This window comes from Paraglaciecola aestuariivivens, from assembly GCF_052983255.1.
This window is the reverse complement of record NZ_JBRKBA010000004.1, coordinates 21,383-43,690: the sequence shown is the minus strand read 5'-3', so window position 1 is coordinate 43,690 and position 22,308 is coordinate 21,383. Positions and strand designations below refer to the sequence as shown.

Below are 22,308 nucleotides of genomic sequence, written 5' to 3'. Positions count from 1 at the left end.
CTATGTAAAAATGCGAGCTGTTATAAACTTTTACTTCTTTAACTACAAGAGCAACTCTATGAAAACTTGCCATTCATTACTCGCAGTGTGTCTGCCTATTGCTTTAGCAATAACAGGCTGCAACACCGAACAAGCTAAACCTCAAACTCAAGTGGACAACTTTGAACAGGCCTATCAAAGCATCAATCAAGATGATTTAAAAACTCATATTAAAACCTTAGCTTCAGATGAGTTTGAAGGCCGAGCGCCGGCCACTTTAGGTGAAAAGAAAACCCTAGATTACTTAGTCACTGAGTTTAAACAATTAGGTTTTCAACCTGGTAACGGCGACAGTTATTTACAGCAAGTAGATTTAATCGAAATGACTGCTGATCCGGATATGAGCCTAAGCATTGGCGATAACCAATTTATCTATAAAACCGACATGATAGCCTCTACTAGCCGAGAGCAGGCAGTAGCTGAGTTAAAAGACTCAGAGTTAGTCTTTGTGGGTTATGGGGTAAATGCACCAGAATACGATTGGAATGATTACCAAGGTTTAGATGTTAAAGGTAAAACAGTGGTAATTTTGGTCAACGATCCAGGATTTGAAAACCCCACAGGTGAAAAATTCCAAGGCAAAACCATGACCTATTATGGTCGCTGGAGTTACAAATACGAAGAAGCCAGTCGCCAAGGTGCAGCGGGCGCTCTTATCGTTCACGAAACCGCCCCTGCCTCTTATGGTTGGTCGGTAGTTGCCAATAGCTGGAGTGGTGCACAATATGGCTTAGTTAGCGAAAATGGCAATGCGGATCGAGTTGCAGTTGAAGGCTGGTTAACCACAGAAGCGGCACACAAGGTCTTTGCCGATGCTGGCCTTAACTTTGCCGAACAAAAAGCCAAAGCCATTGCCGGTCCATACAATCAAGCGTTGGGCTTAACCGCTTCAGTGACAGTGAACAACAGCTTTAAAAAATCTAAAAGTTACAACGTGATTGCCACCTTACCAGGCAGCGAAAAACCTGATGAACATGTGATTATTACCGCCCATTGGGATCATTTAGGTAAAGATGAAAGTAAACAAGGCGACCAAATTTACAATGGCGCGCTGGACAATGCTACAGGTGTGGCGTCGTCACTCGTAATGGCCAAAGCCTTTGCTAAGCTGAATAACAAGCCCAAACGTTCTACCACCTTTTTAGTGGTAACCGCCGAAGAGCAAGGACTACTTGGCTCTAAATATTATGCTCAGTACCCTATTATTCCTTTAAACAAAACCGTGGCCAACATCAACATGGACGCCATGAGTGTGGCAGGTAAAACGAAAGATTTATCAGTAATAGGTATGGGCAAGTCTGAACTAGAGCGCTATTTAGAAACCGCAGCTAAACGTCAAAACCGCTATTTAACCCAAGAAGAGCACCCAGAGCGCGGTTATTATTATCGCTCTGATCACTTTAGCTTTGCCAAACAAGGTGTGCCAGCCTTATACGCCAAAGGTGGAATGGAGCCTATTGATGAAGCCACCGCAGCTTATCGCAAACGTACTGAAGTGATCACTACAGGTTGTTATCATCAGGTATGTGATCATTTTCGCGAAAATTGGGACTTGTCTGGCATGCAACAAGACACTCAAGTGTTATTTGAAGTTAGCCACGCACTGGTTACTTCATCTGACTGGCCACAATGGTCGGCCACCAGTGAGTTTCAACGCCCCAATTAAGTCTTAACTCGACTTTAGGTTACAGGTCTTTGCTTGGCCTGTAACCCAATTCAAACCTACTCTAATTCGCTTTATTCTTACTAATAGCCAACTGGTGTAAGAAAATATCACTTAGTCCTTGCTTTTTTTTCTCAGACTGGCACATTCAAAACTACGGTTTACCCGCTTAAGCGAGTAAAAATCGAACACTCAGGCTTTCCAGCAAGGAATAGCAAGCCCTTTAAACATGCAATTAAGAGAACAATTTTTATGTGTGGTATTTTCGGTATTCTGGGCATCAAGAGTGATGTCACAGAACTTAGAACGCAAGCATTAGAGCTTTCCAAATTACTTCGCCACCGTGGCCCAGATTGGTCAGGCATTTGGAATAATGATAATGCGATTTTATGTCACGAACGTTTGGCCATTGTCGACGTAGACACAGGCGCTCAACCGCTAATTAGCCGCAATAATAATCAAGTGTTAGCCGTAAATGGCGAAATTTATAATCACAAAGCGCTAGAAGACAATTTAGCCAGGCCTTACGATTTTAGAACCAAATCAGACTGTGAAGTCATTTTGCCCCTTTATCAACAAAAAGGTGTGCACTTTATTGACGAATTACAAGGCATGTTTGCCTTTGTATTATACGATCAAGAAAAAGACGCCTACCTTATTGCGCGAGATCATATAGGCATTATTCCGCTATACACAGGCTACGACGAACACGGTAATTTATACGTGGCCTCAGAAATGAAAGCCCTAGTGCCAGTGTGCAAAACCGTTCAAGAATTTCCGCCTGGGCATTTTATGTGGAGCCAAACCGGTGAATTAACTAAGTATTACCAGCGCGACTGGATGCAATACGACAATGTTAAAAACAACCCAACTAACTTAGAAGACCTAAAAGTTGCCTTTGAAAAAGCGGTTAAGTCACACTTAATGTCTGATGTACCTTACGCTGTATTACTTTCGGGCGGTTTAGACTCTTCTTTAGTTTCTGCTGTGGCAGCTAAATATGTGGCTAAACGCATTGAAGATGGCGATCAATCTGATGCCTGGTGGCCTCGTTTGCATTCTTTTGCTGTGGGTCTTGAAGGTGCACCTGATCTATTAGCGGCCCAGAAAGTTGCCGATATGATAGGCACAGTACACCACGAAATTCACTTTACTATTCAAGAAGGCTTAGATGCCATTCGTGATGTGATTTATCACTTAGAAACCTACGATACTACTACTATTCGTGCCGCTACCCCTATGTATTTAATGACCCGCAAAATCAAAGCTATGGGCATTAAAATGGTACTGTCGGGTGAAGGTGCTGATGAAATTTTTGGCGGCTATTTGTATTTCCACAAAGCACCCAATGCCAAAGAATTCCACGAAGAAACCGTACGTAAGCTTGAACGTTTGCATATGTTTGATTGTGCCCGTGCCAATAAATCGACCTCGGCTTGGGGGGTAGAAGCCCGTGTGCCTTTCTTAGATAAAGAGTTTATGGATGTGGCTATGCGCCTAAATCCACAAGACAAAATGTGCTTAGACGGCAAAATGGAAAAATGGATCTTACGTAAAGCCTTTGACAATAACGAGTACCTGCCAGCCGAAGTATTATGGCGTCAAAAAGAGCAATTTGGAGACGGCGTAGGATATTCGTGGATTGATTCCATTAAAGACTTTGTTGAAACCCAAGTAGATGATCAACAAATTGCGTCTGCGGAATTTAGGTTCCCCACTAACACCCCAGATACCAAAGAAGGGTATTTTTACCGCACTATCTTTGAAAGCTATTTCCCACAAGAAACCGCAGCTAAATGTGTACCAGGTGGCAAGTCTATAGCCTGTAGTACAGTAGAAGCATTAGAGTGGGATGAAAGCTTTAAAAATAATGCTGACCCGTCAGGGCGTTCAATGAAAAGCATTCACGGCAAGGTTTAAGGATTAACCTAGCTGCTTAATTAAGCCAAAGTGACTAACACTTTGGCTTTTTTATTTGGGCGCGGTATTAAGGCTTCCTTCAAACCACAATTCTTTGCGATTAAGGGGAGTTTTCTCAGGCAAAAAATTGTTTTGCAATGAATAAATAGTACGTTTTTGCAACTGTGACTTTTCAATAAAAGCGCCATAGCTTTCTAAAAACAAAGTATCAAATTGCCCACTCTCAATTGCTTTTTCTAAGCCCTTTTCGATTAAGTTGGCCAAAGGTAAGCCACTTTTATTAACAAAGAAATACACAGCAGCAGGATAATGCAGAGCTAAATTACTCTGAATATTAATTGGGCTATTGGAGGCTAGATTGTCAACTTCAGGCCATATTTCAACAATAGATCTAGGGTAAAAATCCCCTTGAGCATTTTCTAACATGGCTAACATTGCCTCATGGCTACTTTCAGTCACCACGTCAAAGCCATTGGATTGTAAAATTTTAGTATCGGGCCAATCTCGTCCCTGAATTGGACTTAATTTAACTAAATGCTCAAGTTGCTGAATATATTTAAAACGGGCTGACATATCACTTCGAATAAGCAATAACCGCCAGCCAATTAGTCCTTTAAAAATAGGAATGCGAATAGGCAAAAAGTCTTGTTCCCTTTGCTCTGTGGTCATGCCCCATACTATGTTGATTTCGCGGTTGTCTTTAAGGCGGGCTAGAGCTTTGTTTTTAGGCAGCTCGTTTTCTGACGCCACTAATTGATATTTAACCCCAGTTTGATCTAATGCTAAGGCTAAAAGCTTTAACGGGTAGGCATCAATTTGGGCGCCATTTTCGTCAGTACGCGGATAAGTAATTTGCCAAGTTGCGCTTAACGCCTGACAACTCCAGCCCAGCAAAAATAAGGCTAACCATTTACTCATAATACATTCACCTCTATAAAGGAAATATTTTAGCTAAGGCATCTTGTGTGTCTTCAACTACTATCACTATGATACGTAACTCACCGTTTGGCATTTTTTGTAAAGTATGAGATGACGCACATTGAAACATTTCACTGCCGTGTTTATCAAAAAATTGCCAACTCAGTTTAGAAAAAGATAAAGTATCAGACATCTGCAAATTTTGTTGCAACTCGGGCACCATTTTGGCCACCCCATGCTGCTGCAATTGCCCTAAGGTAAGTTTAAAAGCCTCGACAATATCTTGGTTATTCATCATTATTTTTTTACTGTGTTCTTGCATTATCACAGTAGGGGCCAACCAAAAATTTTTTACTAACTGCGGATCAAACCTATTTAATGCGTTGGCGTAATCCTGTAAAAATTGTTCTGCATTCATGCTTGTAGTTACAGCCTTATTATTCGATTCCAATAAATTTGTGAGTTTGTAATGACAAGCGCCAATTACGCGCTATACAGGTTTTAATTGCAAGCTCGGTGGCGCGCTTTTGTTGACTAATAGGTTGCAAATAAACATTTGGCATGGGCTGATCGGCCAACAAGGTTAATACCTCATCTAATTCTTCTATGTGTTTTTGCATGGCAATAGGATGTTTAATTTCATTGGCTCTTTGCATGGCACTGGCCAACACTTTTCGGCCACCAGGCATATTCACTTTGGGCGAAACTGTTACCCAGGTATCGGGATGAGCAAGAATTTCGTAGGTGCCACTGGTTTCAATTTGCACACTAAAGCCTGCTGCAATTAGCTGACTAGTAAAATCGGTTAAATCATATAGGCAAGGCTCACCGCCGGTAATCACTATATGTTTAGCTTGGTAGCCTTTGTTATTGTATAAAGCTAAAAACTCGGGGCAAGATAAAGCAAACCAGTCTTCTGACTCATAGTCTTGTTGCATGACTTGTTCTGGCTCTTTTTGCCGCGCGGGATCCACAGTCCAAGTATGTTGGGTATCACACCAAGGGCAACCAACAGGGCAACCTTGCAAACGAACAAAAATAGAAGGCAAGCCAGTGTAGCTGCCCTCGCCTTGCAAGGATTCAAAAATTTCATTTATTTTATAGGTATTCAAAAGGTTTCCTTTGGGCATGACGCTCCCTTTAGTGGGAATTTTGCCTTAAATCACTTAAAATTGCGCGTATTCAATTGATTATAAAGAAGCTAAGCCCATGTCACAAAAGGTAGTCGTCATTTTTTCTGGCGGAATGGACTCGTTCACTGTTTTACACCATGCCCATAAACAGGGTTTTGAAATTCATGCGTTATCCTTTGATTACGGTCAAAGACACAAAAAGGAATTAACCTACGCCGCTAGAGCCTGCGAAAAATTAGGCGTGGCCCATAAAGTAGTGGATATTTCTACCATCAACCAGTTAATAGGAGGCTCATCTTTAACCTCTGATATTGAGGTAGCTGAAGGTCACTACGAAGAGCAAAGCATGAAAACCACTGTGGTTCCAAACCGTAATATGATTTTATTATCTATGGCAGTAGGTTATGCGGTATCCCTAGGGGCAACCAAAGTATTTTATGGCGCCCATTCTGGTGACCATGCTATTTACCCAGATTGTCGCCCAGAGTTTGTCCACAAGATGAATGATGTGTGTGCCATTGCCAATTACGAAGCGGTAGAAATCGTTACACCTTTTTTAGAGGTGAGCAAAACCGCTATTTTAACCGCAGGATTGGCTATGAACTTAGATTACTCGCTGACTTGGACCTGCTACAACGGCCGCGAAAAAGCCTGTGGAAAGTGTGGAGCCTGTCAAGAAAGGCTTGAAGCTTTTGCCGACAATGCTGTCACCGACCCTCTCGCCTACGAATAAACCGACCATAAAAAACCGGCTAAATACTGATTTAGCCGGTTTTATCTTTTTAAGCGCTGCTTGATTAGTTTTCGACTTGTTGAATAAAGTAGCTTATTTCTTTAATTAAATGCCTAAGCACAGGATTTAAACGGGTATTTTTACCGTTCATCACAAACAAATCGTGCTTAAACTCAAACAAATTTTTACCTACTGGCACTAAGCCTAAACCTGCTGCTTGGTTAGTTAACACATAATCAGGTAACAAACCTACATATTCACCCGTCATTATTGCCGATAAACAGCCATCATAAGAATCAGAAAAGGTTTGTATGGCCATGCGCGTGTCATCAGAAATATAGTTAGCCGAGGACAAACCCGAAATACCAATGGCCGGATAATCACCAATCTTTATATTATCGGGTAAACCATCACGATATTTGGCTAATACATGTGCTGGCGAACAATACAAACGGCCTGTACAAGAGACTTCAACAGGGTGAAAGGTAACAGACTCAGGTTTTACCATATCGTAAGTAGACAAAACTAAATGACATTCACCCGAAAGTGCCACGTGTTCCACTTCGTTATATAAACGAGTTTGAATATTCACATGAATATCATTGAATTTTTTCATGGTACTTTTAACGGCTTTACTCACCGCTAAGTGATAAGACAAAGGCAAGCCTGCCATCATCACTAAAGTAATGTGTCCAGAATAATCGTCGTGCAAGCTTTTTAAATTAAATACAAAGTTATCAAATGAATTAAAGATGCGCTTGGTTTCTTGAAACACCACTTCGCCTTCTTTGGTCATTTGGAAGCCGCCTCGGCCTCTATGACATAAAACTAAGTCTAAGCGTTCTTCGAGTTTTTTAATGGCCGCACTAATATTTGGACGTTGCATGCGTAACACAGGTTCGGCCGCAGTAAAGCCATTACATGAGGCCACAGCGTAAAATACGCGTAATAATTTGATATCTGATTCTTGCAGACGATTTAACATAACAGCACCACTTATAGGTATAGTTCTTGATACTAAAGCACATAGTAGAAAACGCTAGGCCGGATTACAACGGATATTTTTACATCAATTCACATCCGGCTAGTTTTTACCTAAAAATACCCTTAAGAGTTTTTGCTGATCTGCGCTCTATAGGCTTCAATTTCATCACGTAAATTCGCGGCTTTTTCAAACTCAAGCTCTTTAGCAGCTTTAAACATAAGCTTTTCTAGCTCGGCAATTTTTTGTAATAACTGTGGTGTGCTTAAGCTTTGGTAACCTTTTTTAGATTCGGCCACTAAGCGCAGTTTCACTTTACCGTCTGCTTTTCCATCACCCACATCCATTATATCGGTAATAGGTTTATTAAGTTGCATGGGAGTTATGCCATGTTCTAAGTTGTAAGCTTTTTGTTTTTCTCGTCTTCTGTCAGTTTCTTCCATTGCTCTTTGCATTGAGCCTGTGATCCTATCGCCGTATAAAATTGCCTTACCATTAATGTGTCTGGCGGCACGACCTATGGTTTGGATCAAAGAGCGATCTGAACGTAAAAAGCCTTCTTTGTCGGCGTCTAGAATGGCAACTAACGACACTTCAGGCATATCTAAGCCTTCTCTAAGCAAGTTTATGCCAACTAACACATCAAACTTACCTATGCGTAAATCGCGGATAATTTCGATGCGCTCCACTGTATCTATATCTGAGTGTAGATAGCGCACTTTTACCCCGTGCTCGTCTAAGTAATCGCTAAGATCTTCTGCCATGCGTTTGGTTAATGTGGTCACTAACACTCTTTCGTTTTTAGCCACGCGTAAGTGAATTTCTGAAAGCAAATCGTCCACTTGAGTGCCCACAGGACGAACTTCAATCTCAGGATCAATCAAACCCGTTGGACGTACCACTTGTTCAACAATATCATCAGGGGCGGTGGCCAACTCAAACTTACCTGGGGTGGCCGATACATAAATGGTTTGTGGAGAAATTCGTTCAAACTCCTCAAACTTTAATGGCCGGTTATCTAAAGCCGAAGGTAAGCGAAAGCCATATTCCACTAAGGTTTCTTTGCGCGATCTATCGCCTTTATACATAGCCCCAATTTGTGACACTGTGACATGGGATTCATCAATAAATAACAAACCATCAGCAGGAAAATAATCGATTAAGGTAGGAGGAGGATCGCCCGGTGGTCTGCCAGATAGGTAACGTGAATAGTTTTCAATGCCCGAGCAATACCCTAGCTCTTGCATCATCTCAATATCAAATTGGCAACGTTGCGCTACCCTTTGTTCTTCTACTAACTTATTAACAGATTTAAGCTGTTCGCGACGCTCTTTGAGCTCTACTTTAATATGCTCAATGGCATCAAGAATTTTTTCTCTTGGGGTCACATAATGGGTTTTAGGAAAAACCGTTGCTCGTGTTACGGTTTTTTCTACCGCACCGGTTAACGGGTCAAACACGCTGATGCGTTCAATTTCAGCATCAAACAACTCCACGCGTATGGCATGACGTTCAGAGTCAGCAGGAAAAATGTCGATCACATCGCCCCTAACTCTAAAGGTGCCTCGCTCAAAGGCCACATCATTGCGGGTATATTGAATTTCGGCTAAGCGGCGCAAAATATCACGTTGATCCATAATATCGCCCTGGCGAAAGTGAACCAACATTTTCATATAGGATTCAGGATCTCCTAACCCATAAATAGCCGACACACTTGACACTATTATAACATCTCGCCTTTCCATCAAACTTTTGGTTGCCGACAAGCGCATTTGTTCTATGTGTTCATTAATAGAGGCGTCTTTTTCTATAAAGGTATCGCTAGAGGGCACATAAGCTTCGGGTTGGTAATAGTCGTAATAAGATACAAAGTATTCCACTGCATTATTGGGAAAAAACTCTTTCATTTCCCCATATAATTGGGCAGCTAAGGTTTTATTGTGCGCCAAGATAAGGGTGGGTCGTTGCACTTCTTTAATGACATTTGCCATAGTAAAGGTTTTACCCGAGCCTGTTACCCCTAATAAAATTTGTCGGGCTAAGCCGTCATCTAAACCTTCAACTAAGGCTTTGATTGCTTTAGGTTGATCACCGGCTGGCGAATAACTTGAGGATAATTCGAATGCTCTACTCATACAGATCCACTTTTATTAGCACTATGCTCTAAACGTGCGATTAACACTTTTCTAAACCACCTAAAAGACAACAAGCCAACCATAGCATTGGCTACTACTGTTCCTATTAATAACCCAAACAAACCAAAGTAATAACTACCAATAAAGGCAAAAGGCACAAAAAATACAAACAGCCTTAAACTGTTTAACAACAATGCAGACATAGGCATGTGAATAGCATTAAAAGACGAATTAGTTAATATAGTTACGCCTTGCATACCGTAACCTAAAGGCACAATTAATAAAAACAACACTATGGTTTGAATTACGGCGGGTTCACGGCTAAAGATCTCTGCAATAGGGTTGGCAAGTAAAGCCAGCAGCACATAAATAACCAGCTGCCACAGCACAACAAATTTAATGCATAACAAATAGGCCTGTTTCACCCTAACAAAGTTATTCGCCCCATAATTTTGACTAATAAAGGGCGGCAAAGACATAGATAAAGATAACACCACTAAAGCCGCGATTGACTCTAATCGACTGCCCACGCCCCAAGCAGCCACCGCCTCTGGCCCATAAGCCGCCACTATTGCGGTTACTACCCCTGCGGCTATAGGCGTTAACATATTGGCACCAGCAGCAGGTAAGCCAATTTTTAAAATGCCTTGGCAACTGCGTTTAAACTGAGCCCAACTAAGCAACCTAGCTTCTACTAACTGACGTTTCACCACTAGTATGTACAACACACAGAATAAACCCACTGCCCATGCAATAAAGGTGGCAATCGCAGCCCCTTGTATACCGTAGGCTGGCACAGGCCCCCAACCAAAAATTAAGATAGGATCTAAGGCAGCATTAATAAAGCCCCCTGCCGCCATAATGTAACTGGGAGTTTTAGTATCACCTGAAGCGCGCAATACACTATTGCCCACCATAGGTAAGGCTAAAAACACCCCAGCTGCGTACCACACCAACATATAATCTTGAATGTGCACCAATTGCTGAGGATCTGCGCCCATTAGGCTAAAAATAGGTTGAATGCTCAGCATACCTATAATGGCCAGTAAAATCGCCAACACCATAGTTAGCATTAAAGCTCCAGTGGCGGTTTCTTTGGCTTTTGAATGTTGTTTGGCCCCTAATAACTTGGCTATCACTGCCGATGTGCCAATTCCCAGCCCTATATTTAAGCTGATAACGGTAAAAGTAACTGGAAAGGTAAAGCTAATGGCGGCTAATTGTTGGGTACCTAACATTCCAATAAAAAAGGTATCTACTAAACCAAAGGTCATCAACATCACCATGGCAGCGATCATAGGTAAGGTCATTTTTCGCAAAGTAGGACCAATGTCGTCTTGCAATAAATCGAGGTCTGATTTGGAATTATTGGAGGTGGTCAATAGGGTTCTCATTCTTAATTAGTCAATAAACAGCACACTAGGGTTAGTCAGTTTTGATCAAAGCTTGATTTTGATCTTTTTATTTATGCATTTGCTTGCACTTATTAACCCTTTAGTTAATTTGCCTATAATACGCGATTTATTATTCTTCATGGGAATATTTAGTCTTTTTGCATGTTACAAAGTTGTTAACAAACTCAAATCTCATACTGTATCTTTTTTACTACAAACGAGTGTCTGTTAATTGACACTTTTAGGCAAAAATTTACCAGTAGAAAATAAAAACCTCTGATTGATGTAAAAATAACCGACAGCAAAATTTAAAATAAATTAAGAATAAATCTAGTAATTAAATTTTCTCTTTAAAAACAACACACAAGCATGTTTATTACAAAATTCATACTTGGCCTTAAGTTTGCCGAACTATCAACAAAAAAGATAAGCCTTTGAAATATAAAGATTTATAATAATCACCTTGAATTTATTATTTAAACTATTGACAAAGATAGCCTAGCCAGATCCACTCTCTACACAATTTAATTCACAAGGTTATCCACAGCTTTCGTGGATAACTGCCCTCGCCCTTTAATTGGCGCCCTTTGCGCTAGGTGTCGACAATAATTTCTGTTAGTAAATACTAACCTTTAGTGTCGCCAGTCAAGGTTACAGTTTTGTTAATTACTGACTATACATACAGCTATCAACAAATTATTAATAACAAAAAGCTATAAAGAAATTAAAAACCAGCTTATAAAAATTTATACTGCTACTGAGGTTATTGCTCAGCTTTTTGTGCGCATTAAACCAGCAATTTTTGCTTTATTTTGCAATAAATTAACTGATCGCCCAAAGATCATACAAATAAGCATAAAAACCTGAAATTGAGTGTTGACAGCAGGCAGTATGCTCATTAACATTCGCCACCGTTGAAAATCAGCTTGGTTCAAACACTGACTTGATATTTAACAGAAGCATAGAGTTCCCCCTTAGCTCAGTTGGTTAGAGCGACGGACTGTTAATCCGCAGGTCCCCCGTTCGAGTCGGGGAGGGGGAGCCAAATATGTTTCGAGTATTAAGTGTCTTACGCTAAATACTATACAAATTGAATTCCCCCTTAGCTCAGTTGGTTAGAGCGACGGACTGTTAATCCGCAGGTCCCCCGTTCGAGTCGGGGAGGGGGAGCCAATTCAAAGCGCAACACCCACACGCCTTAGTCATTTCCTTAATGAATTCAGCTTTATTTAAAGATTTCCAGCATTTGCCAATAAACTTTTTAATATCAAGTTGTTAATGCACTCTGAAATAACGATAATAGGCGGGTCGTAATTACCCTAGGCTAATATTCCGCAAAGATGACCGAATTTTTATTATTATTAATAGGTACAGTACTGGTAAACAACTTTGTGTTGGTGCAGTTTTTAGGCCTTTGCCCTTTTATGGGGGTTTCTGGAAAACTAGAAACTGCTATAGGCATGTCTATGGCCACCACTTTTGTCCTGACCTTGGCGTCTCTGTCGAGCTATTTAGTTGAGCACTATATACTTATTCCATTAGGCTTAGGTTATTTACGTACCCTAAGTTTTATTCTGGTTATTGCTGTGGTTGTGCAATTTACCGAAATGGTAGTGCATAAAACCAGCCCTACTCTGTATCGCCTTTTAGGCATATTTTTACCTCTGATCACCACAAACTGCGCAGTTTTAGGCGTGGCCTTGTTAAATATTAATCAACAACATAACTTTGTGGAATCTGTTGTTTACGGCTTTGGCGCTGCAATCGGCTTTTCTTTAGTACTGATTTTATTTGCCGCCATGCGCGAACGCTTAGCTGTGGCCGATGTGCCTAAACCTTTTAAAGGTGCCTCAATTGGTATGATTACCGCAGGTTTAATGTCGCTGGCCTTTATGGGGTTTACTGGTTTGGTGAAGTTTTAATGTCGTTATCTTTGACTATCTTTAGTGCGCTTATCGCCATTGGTGTATTAGCACTAATCTTTGGCCTTATTTTAGGCTTTGCCGCAGTTCGCTTTAAAGTACAAAGCGATCCTTTAGTGGATCAAATCGACGAAATCTTGCCTCAAACTCAATGTGGTCAATGTGGATATCCAGGTTGTAAACCTTACGCCCAAGCCATTGCTGATGGAGACGAAATTAACAAATGTCCACCAGGCGGTGATGCCACCATAAAAAAGCTAGCCGACTTAATGGGGGTTGAAGCCAAATCTTTAGATGAAGCACATGGCTCACAAGATATTAAAAAAGTGGCCTACATTCGAGAAGACGAATGTATAGGTTGTACTAAATGTATTCAAGCTTGCCCAGTGGATGCCATTTTAGGGGCAGCCAAACAAATGCATACTGTTATAATAGACGAATGCACTGGCTGTGATTTATGCGTCGACCCCTGCCCTGTTGATTGTATCGACATGGTTCCTGTGGCAGAAAATCCATCTTCGTGGAAATGGGACATGCAGGCCATTCCTATTAAGCAAATAGGATAAGTGCTCAACATGCCTGATAATTATGATCAAATCATCGAAAAACTGGATAACCAAGAACTATGGGACTTTCCTGGAGGGGTATTTCCTGCTGAGCAAAAATACCTATCTAACCAAACGCCTATAGAAAAACAGGCGATCCCAGATAAGCTTTATGTCACAGTTAAACAGCATATTGGCGTCGAAGGACATCTTATAGTTGAACCTGATCAAAGTGTCTTAAAAGGCCAAGCATTAACTAAAAGCATGAACCCCTTTGCGGTGCCAGTGCATGCACCTACTTCGGGTAAAATCGTCGCCATTCATCCACATGTTTCAGCGCATCCCTCAGGTATTCCAGAGCTAACGGTAGAAATTCAAAGTGATCAGCAAGATCAGTGGATCTCCCTTGAGCCTTTAGCCGATTATCAAAATGTAGCTAAAATGCAGGTACTCACAAAAATTTGTGATGCGGGTATTAGTGGAATGGGTGGCGCTGGATTTCCTACCCATATTAAGTCTTCGCCTAAAAAAGATATCGAATTTTTGATTATTAATGGCATAGAGTGCGAGCCTTATATCACCTCAGACGATCGCTTAATGCGTGAACATGGGTGGCAAATTCGCCAAGGCATAGACATTTTAACTCACTTGTTAAACCCTAAACATGTGATCATTGGGATTGAAAACAACAAGCCCGAGGCCATAGAAGCCATGCAAGTGGCCTGTCGCGAAAACCCTAATTACCGAGTTGTAGCAGTGCCCACTAAATACCCTGCGGGTGGCGAAAAACAACTGATCCAAGTGTTAACCAATAGAGAAGTCCCCGCCCAAGGTCTGCCGGTAGACGTAGGTGTGATCATGCATAATGTGGGTACCTGTTATGCCATAGCCGATGCTATTTTTGCTGGCAAACCACTAGTCGAACGGGTGGTAACTGTCACAGGACAAGCAGTTGATAAACCTTGTAATTTGTGGGCAATGATTGGCACTCCTATTTCAGATCTAATGCAACATGCGCAATATAAAAGCGCCATGCAAACCAAGAAAAACATCATAATGGGTGGCCCTATGATGGGTTTCTCTGTAGTCAGCGATCAAGTACCTGTGGTTAAAACCACTAACTGTATTTTATTGCCTAGCGAACAAGAAGTGTCTAGTACGAATGAACAAGCCTGTATTCGCTGCGGTGCTTGTGCCGATGTATGCCCTGCTAGCTTGCTACCGCAACAAATGTTTTGGCACGCCAAAGCTAAAGAGCTAGATAAAGCCCAAGAATACAATTTATTTGACTGTATAGAGTGTGGCGCCTGTGCTTATGTATGCCCAAGTGAAATTCCCTTGGTGCATTATTATCGTGTGGCCAAATCAGAAATTCGAATCGAACAAGAAGAAAAACAAAAAGCCGACAAAGCTCGTGAGCGCTTTGAAAAACGCGCCGCGCGATTAGAAGCCGAACAACAAGCTCGGGAAGAAAAACATCGCTTAGCGGCAGAAGCCAGAAAAGCCGCCATGCAAAGCCAAGGCAATAATGCCAAAGACAAAATTGCTGCGGCTTTAGCTAGAGCTAAAGCTAAAAAAGCCCAACAAAGCCAAGAGCCTGACCAAGCAGTAGAAGGCAAGGCAAGCTCTACTGCTAATACTCAGGTTGAAACCTCTGACAAACCAGCCAAGCTTGAAACGCCAGCTTCCAGCTCAAATGCTCGAGTACAAGCGGCGATAGCCCGTGCAAAAGCTAAAAAACAAGCTGCAGAACAAGCAAAAGCGTCTAGCCCTTCGGCTCCACAAGTTAAAAATGAGCCTAAGCAGGTTGAACAGGTTGAGCAGGTTGAGCAGGTTGAGCAGGTTGAGCAAAATGTTGCCCCTAAGGGCAAAAAACCAACAAGCAAAAGTGCCGATAATAAACCACCAATAGATCAAGACAAACAAGCTAAAATTGCCGCAGCTGTGGCTAAAGCTAAAGCCAAACGCTTGGCTAAAACCAGCGAAGTAACTGAGACTGACATTAGCCAAAGTTCCACAACACCTAAGCTTGAGTCAAAAGAAGATCAACAACTCGAATTAAAAAAGCGTCGTATAGCCGCAGCGGTGGCCAAAGCTAAAGCCAAAAAAGCTGCAGAACAAGCCGCAAAAAAGGAACAAGATAAATCACAATGAACTATCGACTAGCCAGTTCACCCCATCAACATATCAAGCGTGATACTAGCCAGATAATGCGCTTGGTTATGCTTGCCATGATCCCAGGCATAATATTACAAAGCTGGTTTTATGGTTGGGGCACCATAATTCAAATTATCTTAGCGGTAATCACTGCAGTTGTGACCGAAGCGGCCATTTTAGAATTACGCAAACGTGATTTTGAACGAGCCATAAAAGACAACAGTGCCGTGCTCACCGCCATGCTTCTAGCGGTAAGCATTCCCCCTTTTGCTCCTTGGTGGGTAGTGGTTATTGGCAGTTTTTTTGCCATTGCCATAGTCAAACAACTCTATGGTGGTTTAGGGTTTAACTTATTTAACCCTGCCATGGCGGCTTATGTGATGTTACTGGTGTCTTTTCCAGTACAAATGACACAATGGCTGCCGCCTTTGGGTTTAAGTCAGTATGGGCACGACTTTATTGATGCTTTTTATGCCATTTTCACTGGTTATAGCCAAGAAGGCTTTAGCATAGTGCAGTTACAAACGGGTATAGACGGCAGTACTATGGCAACACCTTTAGACACAGTAAAAACCGCATTGACTCAAGGTCTTACCTATACAGAAGCAGTCGAATTCCCCATTTTCGACAGCGTTATTACTGGCCTTGGTGTGGCGTCTAGCTGGGTAGGTTTGGGGTATTTATTAGGTGGACTGTATTTAATTAAACAAAAAGTCATTAACTGGCACATACCTGTCAGCATGCTTGCGAGTTTAGCGGTTTGCGCCATGGTTATGTCTCTGGTAGACAGCGACTTGCATCCAGATAGCCTATTCCACCTGTTTAATGGCAGCATTATTATTGGGGCATTTTTTATTGCCACCGATCCTGTTTCTGCCTCGACCACTAATAAAGGCCGACTTATTTTTGGTGCCGCCATTGGCCTATGGGTTTATGTGATCCGTGCTTGGGGCGGCTACCCAGATGCCGTGGCTTTTGCCGTTTTAATCATGAATATGGCCGTGCCTTTAATCGATTATTTTACCCGTCCACGCACTTATGGACATGCAGCCGCCAAAGGTGCAAGTAACAATAAGGGTAAGTCATGACAGACTCAATCCAACGCACTATGGCTAAAAATGGACTGATTTTAGCCGCCTTTGCTATTTTTACCACTGCGCTAATCGCACTCACCTTTTTTGGTACCAAAGACCAAATAGCGCTACAGCAACAACAAAAACTACTCAAAGTGTTACATGCAGTGTTAGATAAAAACAGTTACGACAATGTGATCCAGCAAGATTGTGTATGGGTCACCTCACCCGAACTACTAGGTACAACTGAGCCCCATGCGGTTTACCGCGCCACTAAAGATGGCCAAGCGGTAGCTGTTGCAATAGAAACCACAGCAATGGAAGGTTACAGCGGCAAAATAAACCTTGTTGTAGGCATTACAGATGGTCCAAGTAACAGCGCTAAAATCACTGGTGTACGGATACTAGAGCACAAAGAAACCCCAGGCTTAGGTGACAAAATTGAGTTAAGAGTGAGTGACTGGGTACTAGATTTTAACCAACAACTTTATGAACCAACACAAACAGCCACTTGGTCGGTCAAAAAAGATGGGGGAAAATTTGACCAATTTACTGGTGCAACCATTACTCCAAGAGCGGTAGTTAAAGCGGTTAAGCTGGCGGCTGATTACTACTTAGCCAATAAAAATCAGATATTTAATTCACAACAGCATTGCCCAAACATCACTGCAACAGCGAGTGTTAGCCATGAATGAATTTAAACAATTAAGTTGGCAGGGTTTATGGAAAAACAACCCTGCCTTAGTGCAACTATTAGGTTTGTGTCCGCTTTTGGCTGTCACTGCTACCCTAACCAATGGCTTGGGCTTAGGTTTGGCCACCACCTTAGTGTTGATTGGCTCTAATACTACTGTTTCTATTATTCGAAACTGGGTGCCTAGCGAAATTCGCATTCCGATTTTTGTGATGATTATTGCTGCCTTTGTCACCATAGTGCAGTTATTAATGAATGCCTATACCTTTACCCTGTACCAAGCCCTAGGCATATTTATTCCATTAATAGTAACCAACTGCGCCATTATTGGCCGCGCAGAAGCTTACGCATCTAAAAACTCTGTGGGCAAATCTGCATTTGATGGGCTAATGATGGGGCTAGGCTTTACCGCTGTATTAGTATTATTAGGCGCAATGCGCGAGTTATTAGGTTATGGCACCTTGTTTTCTGGGGCCAATTTATTATTAGGCGATTGGGCCAGCAGTTTAAAAATCACAGTATTTGAAACCGACAGCCCATTTTTATTGGCAATTTTACCCCCAGGAGCATTTTTATGTATGGGGCTATTAATTGCATTAAAAAATCTACTCGATACCCACATGGATAAAATTTTCGCCTTAAAAGCCGAGCAAAAAGTGGTGCAACGAGCCAGAGTCACAGCTGAGAGTTAACCACTAAGCCTAACTAACTTGGCTAACCAAGGGCATTGATTTTAATAAGAAAAAAGCGACCAAAAATGAATAAACAAAAACGCTTAGAAATATTAACCCGCTTACGCGATGCTAACCCACACCCCACCACAGAGCTAAATTACAGTAGCCCTTTTGAGTTATTGATAGCGGTGATTTTATCTGCGCAATCGACCGACGTTGGGGTAAATAAAGCCACAGACAAACTTTACCCTGTGGCCAACACTCCAGAAGCCATATATGCCTTAGGCGTTGAAGGCTTAAAAGAATATATCAAAACCATAGGCCTGTTTAACGCCAAAGCTGAAAATGTCATTAAAACCTGCAAAATTCTAATAGATCAGCATAACAGCCAAGTGCCAGAAAATCGTGAAGCCCTAGAGGCATTGCCAGGGGTGGGCAGAAAAACCGCGAATGTGGTGCTGAACACAGCTTTTGGCTGGCCCACCATAGCGGTAGACACTCACATCGACCGAGTATCAAACCGCACTAAATTTGCTATGGGTAAGAACGTTGTTGAAGTAGAAAAAAAGCTATTAAAAGTTGTACCAGCAGAGTTTAAAGTAGATGTACATCACTGGCTCATTTTACATGGACGTTATACCTGTGTGGCGCGTAAGCCAAAGTGTGGCAGCTGTATAATTGAAGATTTATGTGAGTTTAAAGAAAAGACTGAGTAACTAATTTTTAATTGAAATATTAAGATAATCATACGATATGTGCCCTACGTATGATTATCTTAATTTGAAAACCTCAAATAAACGCTTAACCTTTAAACATTACCGGACATAAACTCTATACTCCCAAGGCGCCAACTTAAGGCTTGCGTCTTCAGTAAGCGTTGCCTTTTGTTTGCTAAATAGCTCTGTATATACTCCAGCTGTTTGTGGACCCATAAATTGAATATCTTGCTCTTTATCAGAAAAATTAATCACAACAAACACTTTATCTTTGGTATTTTCGCGGATAAAACTAAACACCTCTGTCGGATTAGTATTATAAATACGCTCCATTGTCGCGCCATATTTACCATGCCACAACGCACTATTTTGTTTCTGCAAAGCTAAGAGCTTCTGAATCAATGGCTTAAATTTATGTTCTTTCCATTCGATAGGATCTTTTTCAAAAAACTCAAGCCGCTTAATATTCCCAGCTTCAAGTCCATTATAAATTAATGGCATACCTTCACCGACAATAGACAATACGATTGCTGTCGCTACTTTTTCTTCGCTACCATAACGCTCAAACACGGTTCCTTCCCATGAATTAGCATCGTGATTTGAAACATACGTCATCCGATAGCTATTTTTCGGATACGCTCCCTCATTCCATGAATAGTATACAAACAATCTATTTAAATCAGCGTGACCACTTAAAATATCATGAATAGCTTCCTGCCAAGACCATGCATAAGTAGCATCAAAAGCTTTAGCATGTAAATCACGCATTTCCCATTCAGCTAACATAAAAACGGGCTTGATCGCGTCTAGCTCCGCCCTAACGTTTTCCCAAAAATCGAGAGGAACAAAACCAGCTACATCACATCGATAGCCATCAATATTTACTTCTTTGACCCAATACTTCATTGCATCAGTCATGTATTCACGCATTTCTGGTACGTTATAATCAAAGTCGATTATGTCTGACCAATCCCACCACGGCGTAGGTTGAAAGTTACCTTGCGAATTTTTTGTATACCAATTTTGGTGCTTATGTCTTAATTCATTATCCCAAGCACTATGATTTGCTACCCAATCTAAAATAACGTACATACCTAATTCGTGAGCAGCGTTAACAAAGCTTTTTAAGTCATCTAAGGTACCAAACTCCGGATTAACACCGTAGTAATCTTTTACTGAATAAGGGCTACCCAAGGATCCTTTTCTGTTTTCTTCGCCAATCGGATGAATCGGCATTAACCAAAGAATATCTACGCCAAGTTCTTTTAATCGTGGTAGTTGATGCTCAGCGGCTGCAAATGTTCCTTCAGGTGTGAACTGTCGCGTATTAATTTGATAAAAACTTGCGTTCTTACTCCACTGAGGATGCGTTAACTTCACATATTCTTGTGGAACATAATTAGAGGAAATATTTGTTGTCTTAGTTTTTTTACTTATATTAGTGCAGGCACACAGCCCTAAAAATAGTAATATTATTGAAAGGTTTTTCATTTATAAACCCCCTTAAACGATTAAGTTTTAACAATATGCGATGTAGTGAAATTATTTTCAATAAACTATTAACATGAATACGTATGTAAGTCTTAATGCCTATCTACGATAATTATCATTCGGTTGGCCCACCTTAGCGGTAGACACCCACATCGACCGAGTATCAAACCGCACTAAGTTTGCCCCTGGTAAAAACGTCAAAGAAGTAGAAGAAAAACTATTAAAAGTGGTGCCAGCTGAGTTTAAAGTAGACGTACACCACTGGTTAATACTACATGGGCGTTACACCTGCATTGCCCGTAAACCGCGCTGCGGCTCTTGTATAATTGAAGATTTGTGTGAGTTTAAAGATAAGACTGAATAGCTTTATCTTCACGACTACAATAATTAGCGCTAAGCTCTTCCTTCGGTTTTATAAAGTCACTTTTGTGCTCTCCCCCTTCACAGTATCACTTGTTGCATAAACGCAACAAAATGCCCGAAAAACACTCCATGTAACAGCTTCTCTATATTGTTAGTATATTTACCAAACTCTCTTACTTACATTTATGCCTTTTGCAAGAGAATTGAAATAAGAGCAATTTTGAGGCTTTTACTTTCACATCCAGCCCATGCAGAAAACGATAATAAAGGATTGAAACAATGAAATTATTCACAAACTATATGTTACTTTGCGTGATGTGCTTTACCGTTTACTTTTCTTCACAAGCAAGAGCAGAGATAACCTCAACAGAGCCTTTAAAACAACAAGAAGTCACTGATATAAAAAGTTTTTTTAATAAATACATGGAAAAATACAATCACTATTTACACACAAAAGAGTTTAAAAACGCCCCATATTTGTATGCCGATACCATAATGGTGATGTCGTCTTCTGTTTCTCCTTACATTATCGACTCATCTGAATTTTACCTTCGAACTCAATCTTTTTTAGATAACCTTAAAAGTCAGGGGGTTGAGCGTGTTGGATGGATTAACGTGAATGTGCGTATGATCGATAAAAACCTAGCGATAGCGAGCAATATCGCGGGGCGTTACAAACAAACTGGCGATGAATTTAACCGCGTTGGTGTAACTTACCTGTTGCGAAAAAACAACAATGAATGGCGCATTACTTCTTTTACAGTGCATAATGCTGATGGAGTGAAAAAACTTTAGCATATTATAAATGGATAAACCTATGCAAAATTGGGACGATTATCGACTTATATTGGCCATACATAAAGGCAAGACTTTGCGCAACGCGGCCTATAAACTTGGAGTTAATCACGCTACGGTATCGCGACGTCTAGCCACGTTAAATAAGCGAATTGGCTCTTACGTAGCAGAGCCAACTAGCAGTGGCTACCAATTGACACCTCTTGGCGAAAAGCTGCTTATTTCAGCCCAAAAAATCGATTCATTAGTTGCTCAGGATAAGTTATTTGAAAGAGCTCACCAGCTCGATTTAGTGGGCGAGATTACGCTTTCGGTTCCTCCACCCATTTTACAGTTTTTACTCCTTGATGAACTGATTCAGTTCAAACAATCTCATCCACATATTAAACTTAATATTGACACCTCTTACGACCTCGTAAATCTAGAGAAGTGTGAAGCAGATGTAGTAGTACGAGTATCAAATTCACCGGATGAGCACCTTGTGGGGCATAGGTTGTTCCCTATTGCTACTCAGTACTACGCTACGCAAGAATATTTAGACAATACACCGCCTGAACAATATCAATGGATAATTCACACAAACTCTTTTAACAAACCTGACTGGATTGAACGTTCACCTTACCCTAATTCAAAGGTAGTGCTTAGTGTGTCCGATTTAACTTTGCGCCATCAAATGGCAAACCAGGGCTATGGGATGATAAGAGGTGCCTGTTATATCGCACCTCACTTTCAAAATTTAGTCGGTATAAAAAACTCAAAACCCACCCCCTATCAAGACCTATGGGTGCTAAGTCATCCAAACTTGGCACATACGCCACGTATTAAAGAATTAAAAGCCTTTTTAGTCGATAGTTTGCGAGCAAAAAAAGCGTTGATTATCGGCCAAAACAACATGATAAATGAATGAGTAACCTGAAAAGAACGATACAATGGACCTAAAAAGTCTAAACTCAGCAGCCAA

19 protein-coding genes, 2 tRNA genes and 1 pseudogene are annotated in these 22,308 nt (G+C 41.2%); 15 read left to right on the top strand and 7 right to left on the bottom strand.

All coding sequences use genetic code 11. The features are described from left to right. Positions 1-58: 58 nt before the first annotated feature. The gene (locus ACVCDT_RS07065) at positions 59-1,705 is read left to right on the top strand and encodes a M28 family metallopeptidase (RefSeq protein WP_447132064.1); all 1,647 of its coding nucleotides are present in this window, start codon (positions 59-61) and stop codon (positions 1,703-1,705) included. Between the two features lie 249 nt (positions 1,706-1,954). Next, positions 1,955-3,622, top strand: a complete 1,668-nt coding sequence (gene asnB / locus ACVCDT_RS07060; protein WP_447132063.1) for an asparagine synthase B — start codon at positions 1,955-1,957, stop codon at positions 3,620-3,622. Positions 3,623-3,673: 51 nt separating this feature from the next. On the opposite strand, the gene ACVCDT_RS07055 is transcribed toward asnB, so the two are convergent. Genes ACVCDT_RS07055 through queE form a run of 3 tightly spaced genes read right to left on the bottom strand, consistent with a single transcriptional unit; the run spans position 3,674 to position 5,670 of the window. Further along, positions 3,674-4,540, bottom strand: coding sequence for a transporter substrate-binding domain-containing protein (locus ACVCDT_RS07055; protein ID WP_447132062.1), 867 nt, complete (start codon positions 4,538-4,540; stop codon positions 3,674-3,676). Positions 4,541-4,553: 13 nt separating this feature from the next. Next, positions 4,554-4,958 (bottom strand): DUF6841 family protein, encoded by a 405-nt coding sequence (locus ACVCDT_RS07050; RefSeq protein WP_447132061.1) that lies wholly within the window; start codon positions 4,956-4,958, stop codon positions 4,554-4,556. 19 nt (positions 4,959-4,977) lie between these two features. Further along, positions 4,978-5,670, bottom strand: coding sequence for a 7-carboxy-7-deazaguanine synthase QueE (queE, locus tag ACVCDT_RS07045; protein WP_447132060.1), 693 nt, complete (start codon positions 5,668-5,670; stop codon positions 4,978-4,980). 79 nt (positions 5,671-5,749) lie between these two features. Here queE and queC point away from each other — a divergent pair, with 79 nt between their 5' ends. Then, on the top strand, positions 5,750-6,406 hold the full coding sequence (gene queC, locus ACVCDT_RS07040) for a 7-cyano-7-deazaguanine synthase QueC (RefSeq protein ID WP_447132059.1): 657 nt from the start codon (positions 5,750-5,752) through the stop codon (positions 6,404-6,406). A gap of 64 nt (positions 6,407-6,470) precedes the next feature. Here queC and ACVCDT_RS07035 read toward each other — a convergent pair whose 3' ends face one another. From ACVCDT_RS07035 to ACVCDT_RS07025, 3 genes are all read right to left on the bottom strand, one after another. Next, positions 6,471-7,391, bottom strand: coding sequence for a LysR family transcriptional regulator (locus ACVCDT_RS07035; protein WP_447132058.1), 921 nt, complete (start codon positions 7,389-7,391; stop codon positions 6,471-6,473). Positions 7,392-7,513: 122 nt separating this feature from the next. Next, positions 7,514-9,523 (bottom strand): excinuclease ABC subunit UvrB, encoded by a 2,010-nt coding sequence (gene uvrB / locus ACVCDT_RS07030; protein WP_447132057.1) that lies wholly within the window; start codon positions 9,521-9,523, stop codon positions 7,514-7,516. Further along, positions 9,520-10,905, bottom strand: coding sequence for an MATE family efflux transporter (locus tag ACVCDT_RS07025; protein ID WP_447132056.1), 1,386 nt, complete (start codon positions 10,903-10,905; stop codon positions 9,520-9,522). Before ACVCDT_RS07025 ends, uvrB begins: the two co-directional genes overlap by 4 nt. Positions 10,906-11,885: 980 nt before the next feature. On the opposite strand from ACVCDT_RS07025, the gene ACVCDT_RS07020 reads away from it, so the two are divergent. From ACVCDT_RS07020 to nth, 9 genes are all read left to right on the top strand, one after another. Next, positions 11,886-11,962 (top strand) — tRNA-Asn (locus ACVCDT_RS07020). Positions 11,963-12,013: 51 nt separating this feature from the next. Next, positions 12,014-12,090: transfer RNA gene (locus ACVCDT_RS07015), tRNA-Asn, on the top strand. Between the two features lie 167 nt (positions 12,091-12,257). Next, positions 12,258-12,839: an electron transport complex subunit RsxA gene (gene rsxA / locus ACVCDT_RS07010; protein ID WP_447132055.1), complete on the top strand. Its 582-nt coding sequence runs from the start codon at positions 12,258-12,260 to the stop codon at positions 12,837-12,839. Continuing rightward, positions 12,839-13,405, top strand: coding sequence for an electron transport complex subunit RsxB (gene rsxB / locus ACVCDT_RS07005; protein WP_447132054.1), 567 nt, complete (start codon positions 12,839-12,841; stop codon positions 13,403-13,405). Before rsxA ends, rsxB begins: the two co-directional genes overlap by 1 nt. Positions 13,406-13,414: 9 nt before the next feature. After that, positions 13,415-15,538, top strand: coding sequence for an electron transport complex subunit RsxC (gene rsxC, locus ACVCDT_RS07000; protein ID WP_447132053.1), 2,124 nt, complete (start codon positions 13,415-13,417; stop codon positions 15,536-15,538). Further along, complete coding sequence (rsxD, locus tag ACVCDT_RS06995; protein ID WP_447132052.1) at positions 15,535-16,629, top strand: electron transport complex subunit RsxD; 1,095 nt, start codon at positions 15,535-15,537, stop codon at positions 16,627-16,629. The genes rsxC and rsxD overlap by 4 nt, the downstream gene beginning before the upstream one ends. Beyond that, positions 16,626-17,309 (top strand): electron transport complex subunit RsxG, encoded by a 684-nt coding sequence (rsxG, locus tag ACVCDT_RS06990; protein ID WP_447132051.1) that lies wholly within the window; start codon positions 16,626-16,628, stop codon positions 17,307-17,309. The genes rsxD and rsxG overlap by 4 nt, the downstream gene beginning before the upstream one ends. Continuing rightward, positions 17,302-18,000, top strand: a complete 699-nt coding sequence (locus ACVCDT_RS06985) for an electron transport complex subunit E (protein WP_447132050.1) — start codon at positions 17,302-17,304, stop codon at positions 17,998-18,000. Before rsxG ends, ACVCDT_RS06985 begins: the two co-directional genes overlap by 8 nt. Before the next feature lie 65 nt (positions 18,001-18,065). Next, the gene (gene nth, locus ACVCDT_RS06980; protein ID WP_447132049.1) at positions 18,066-18,698 is read left to right on the top strand and encodes an endonuclease III; all 633 of its coding nucleotides are present in this window, start codon (positions 18,066-18,068) and stop codon (positions 18,696-18,698) included. Between the two features lie 99 nt (positions 18,699-18,797). Here the strand turns inward: nth and ACVCDT_RS06975 are convergent, their stop codons facing one another. After that, complete coding sequence (locus ACVCDT_RS06975; protein WP_447132048.1) at positions 18,798-20,189, bottom strand: alpha-amylase family glycosyl hydrolase; 1,392 nt, start codon at positions 20,187-20,189, stop codon at positions 18,798-18,800. Between the two features lie 115 nt (positions 20,190-20,304). Here ACVCDT_RS06975 and ACVCDT_RS06970 point away from each other — a divergent pair. From ACVCDT_RS06970 to ACVCDT_RS06960, 3 genes and pseudogenes are all read left to right on the top strand, one after another. Beyond that, positions 20,305-20,553, top strand: a pseudogene (locus ACVCDT_RS06970) (iron-sulfur binding domain-containing protein); the annotation flags it as partial. Positions 20,554-20,831: 278 nt separating this feature from the next. After that, complete coding sequence (locus ACVCDT_RS06965; protein ID WP_447132047.1) at positions 20,832-21,347, top strand: DUF6841 family protein; 516 nt, start codon at positions 20,832-20,834, stop codon at positions 21,345-21,347. 22 nt (positions 21,348-21,369) lie between these two features. After that, a complete protein-coding gene (locus ACVCDT_RS06960) occupies positions 21,370-22,254 on the top strand; it encodes a LysR family transcriptional regulator (RefSeq protein ID WP_447132046.1) in 885 nt (294 codons plus the stop codon). Positions 22,255-22,308 lie beyond the last annotated feature (54 nt).

Coding starts and splice junctions, on each gene's coding strand:
- ACVCDT_RS07065 (WP_447132064.1), top strand. CDS start 59: ATGAAAACTTGCCATTCATTACTCGCAGTGTGTCTGCCTATTGCTTTA.
- asnB (WP_447132063.1), top strand. CDS start 1,955: ATGTGTGGTATTTTCGGTATTCTGGGCATCAAGAGTGATGTCACAGAA.
- ACVCDT_RS07055 (WP_447132062.1), bottom strand. CDS start 4,540: ATGAGTAAATGGTTAGCCTTATTTTTGCTGGGCTGGAGTTGTCAGGCG.
- ACVCDT_RS07050 (WP_447132061.1), bottom strand. CDS start 4,958: ATGAATGCAGAACAATTTTTACAGGATTACGCCAACGCATTAAATAGG.
- queE (WP_447132060.1), bottom strand. CDS start 5,670: ATGCCCAAAGGAAACCTTTTGAATACCTATAAAATAAATGAAATTTTT.
- queC (WP_447132059.1), top strand. CDS start 5,750: ATGTCACAAAAGGTAGTCGTCATTTTTTCTGGCGGAATGGACTCGTTC.
- ACVCDT_RS07035 (WP_447132058.1), bottom strand. CDS start 7,391: ATGTTAAATCGTCTGCAAGAATCAGATATCAAATTATTACGCGTATTT.
- uvrB (WP_447132057.1), bottom strand. CDS start 9,523: ATGAGTAGAGCATTCGAATTATCCTCAAGTTATTCGCCAGCCGGTGAT.
- rsxA (WP_447132055.1), top strand. CDS start 12,258: ATGACCGAATTTTTATTATTATTAATAGGTACAGTACTGGTAAACAAC.
- rsxB (WP_447132054.1), top strand. CDS start 12,839: ATGTCGTTATCTTTGACTATCTTTAGTGCGCTTATCGCCATTGGTGTA.
- rsxC (WP_447132053.1), top strand. CDS start 13,415: ATGCCTGATAATTATGATCAAATCATCGAAAAACTGGATAACCAAGAA.
- rsxD (WP_447132052.1), top strand. CDS start 15,535: ATGAACTATCGACTAGCCAGTTCACCCCATCAACATATCAAGCGTGAT.
- rsxG (WP_447132051.1), top strand. CDS start 16,626: ATGACAGACTCAATCCAACGCACTATGGCTAAAAATGGACTGATTTTA.
- ACVCDT_RS06985 (WP_447132050.1), top strand. CDS start 17,302: ATGAATGAATTTAAACAATTAAGTTGGCAGGGTTTATGGAAAAACAAC.
- nth (WP_447132049.1), top strand. CDS start 18,066: ATGAATAAACAAAAACGCTTAGAAATATTAACCCGCTTACGCGATGCT.
- ACVCDT_RS06975 (WP_447132048.1), bottom strand. CDS start 20,189: ATGAAAAACCTTTCAATAATATTACTATTTTTAGGGCTGTGTGCCTGC.
- ACVCDT_RS06965 (WP_447132047.1), top strand. CDS start 20,832: ATGAAATTATTCACAAACTATATGTTACTTTGCGTGATGTGCTTTACC.
- ACVCDT_RS06960 (WP_447132046.1), top strand. CDS start 21,370: ATGCAAAATTGGGACGATTATCGACTTATATTGGCCATACATAAAGGC.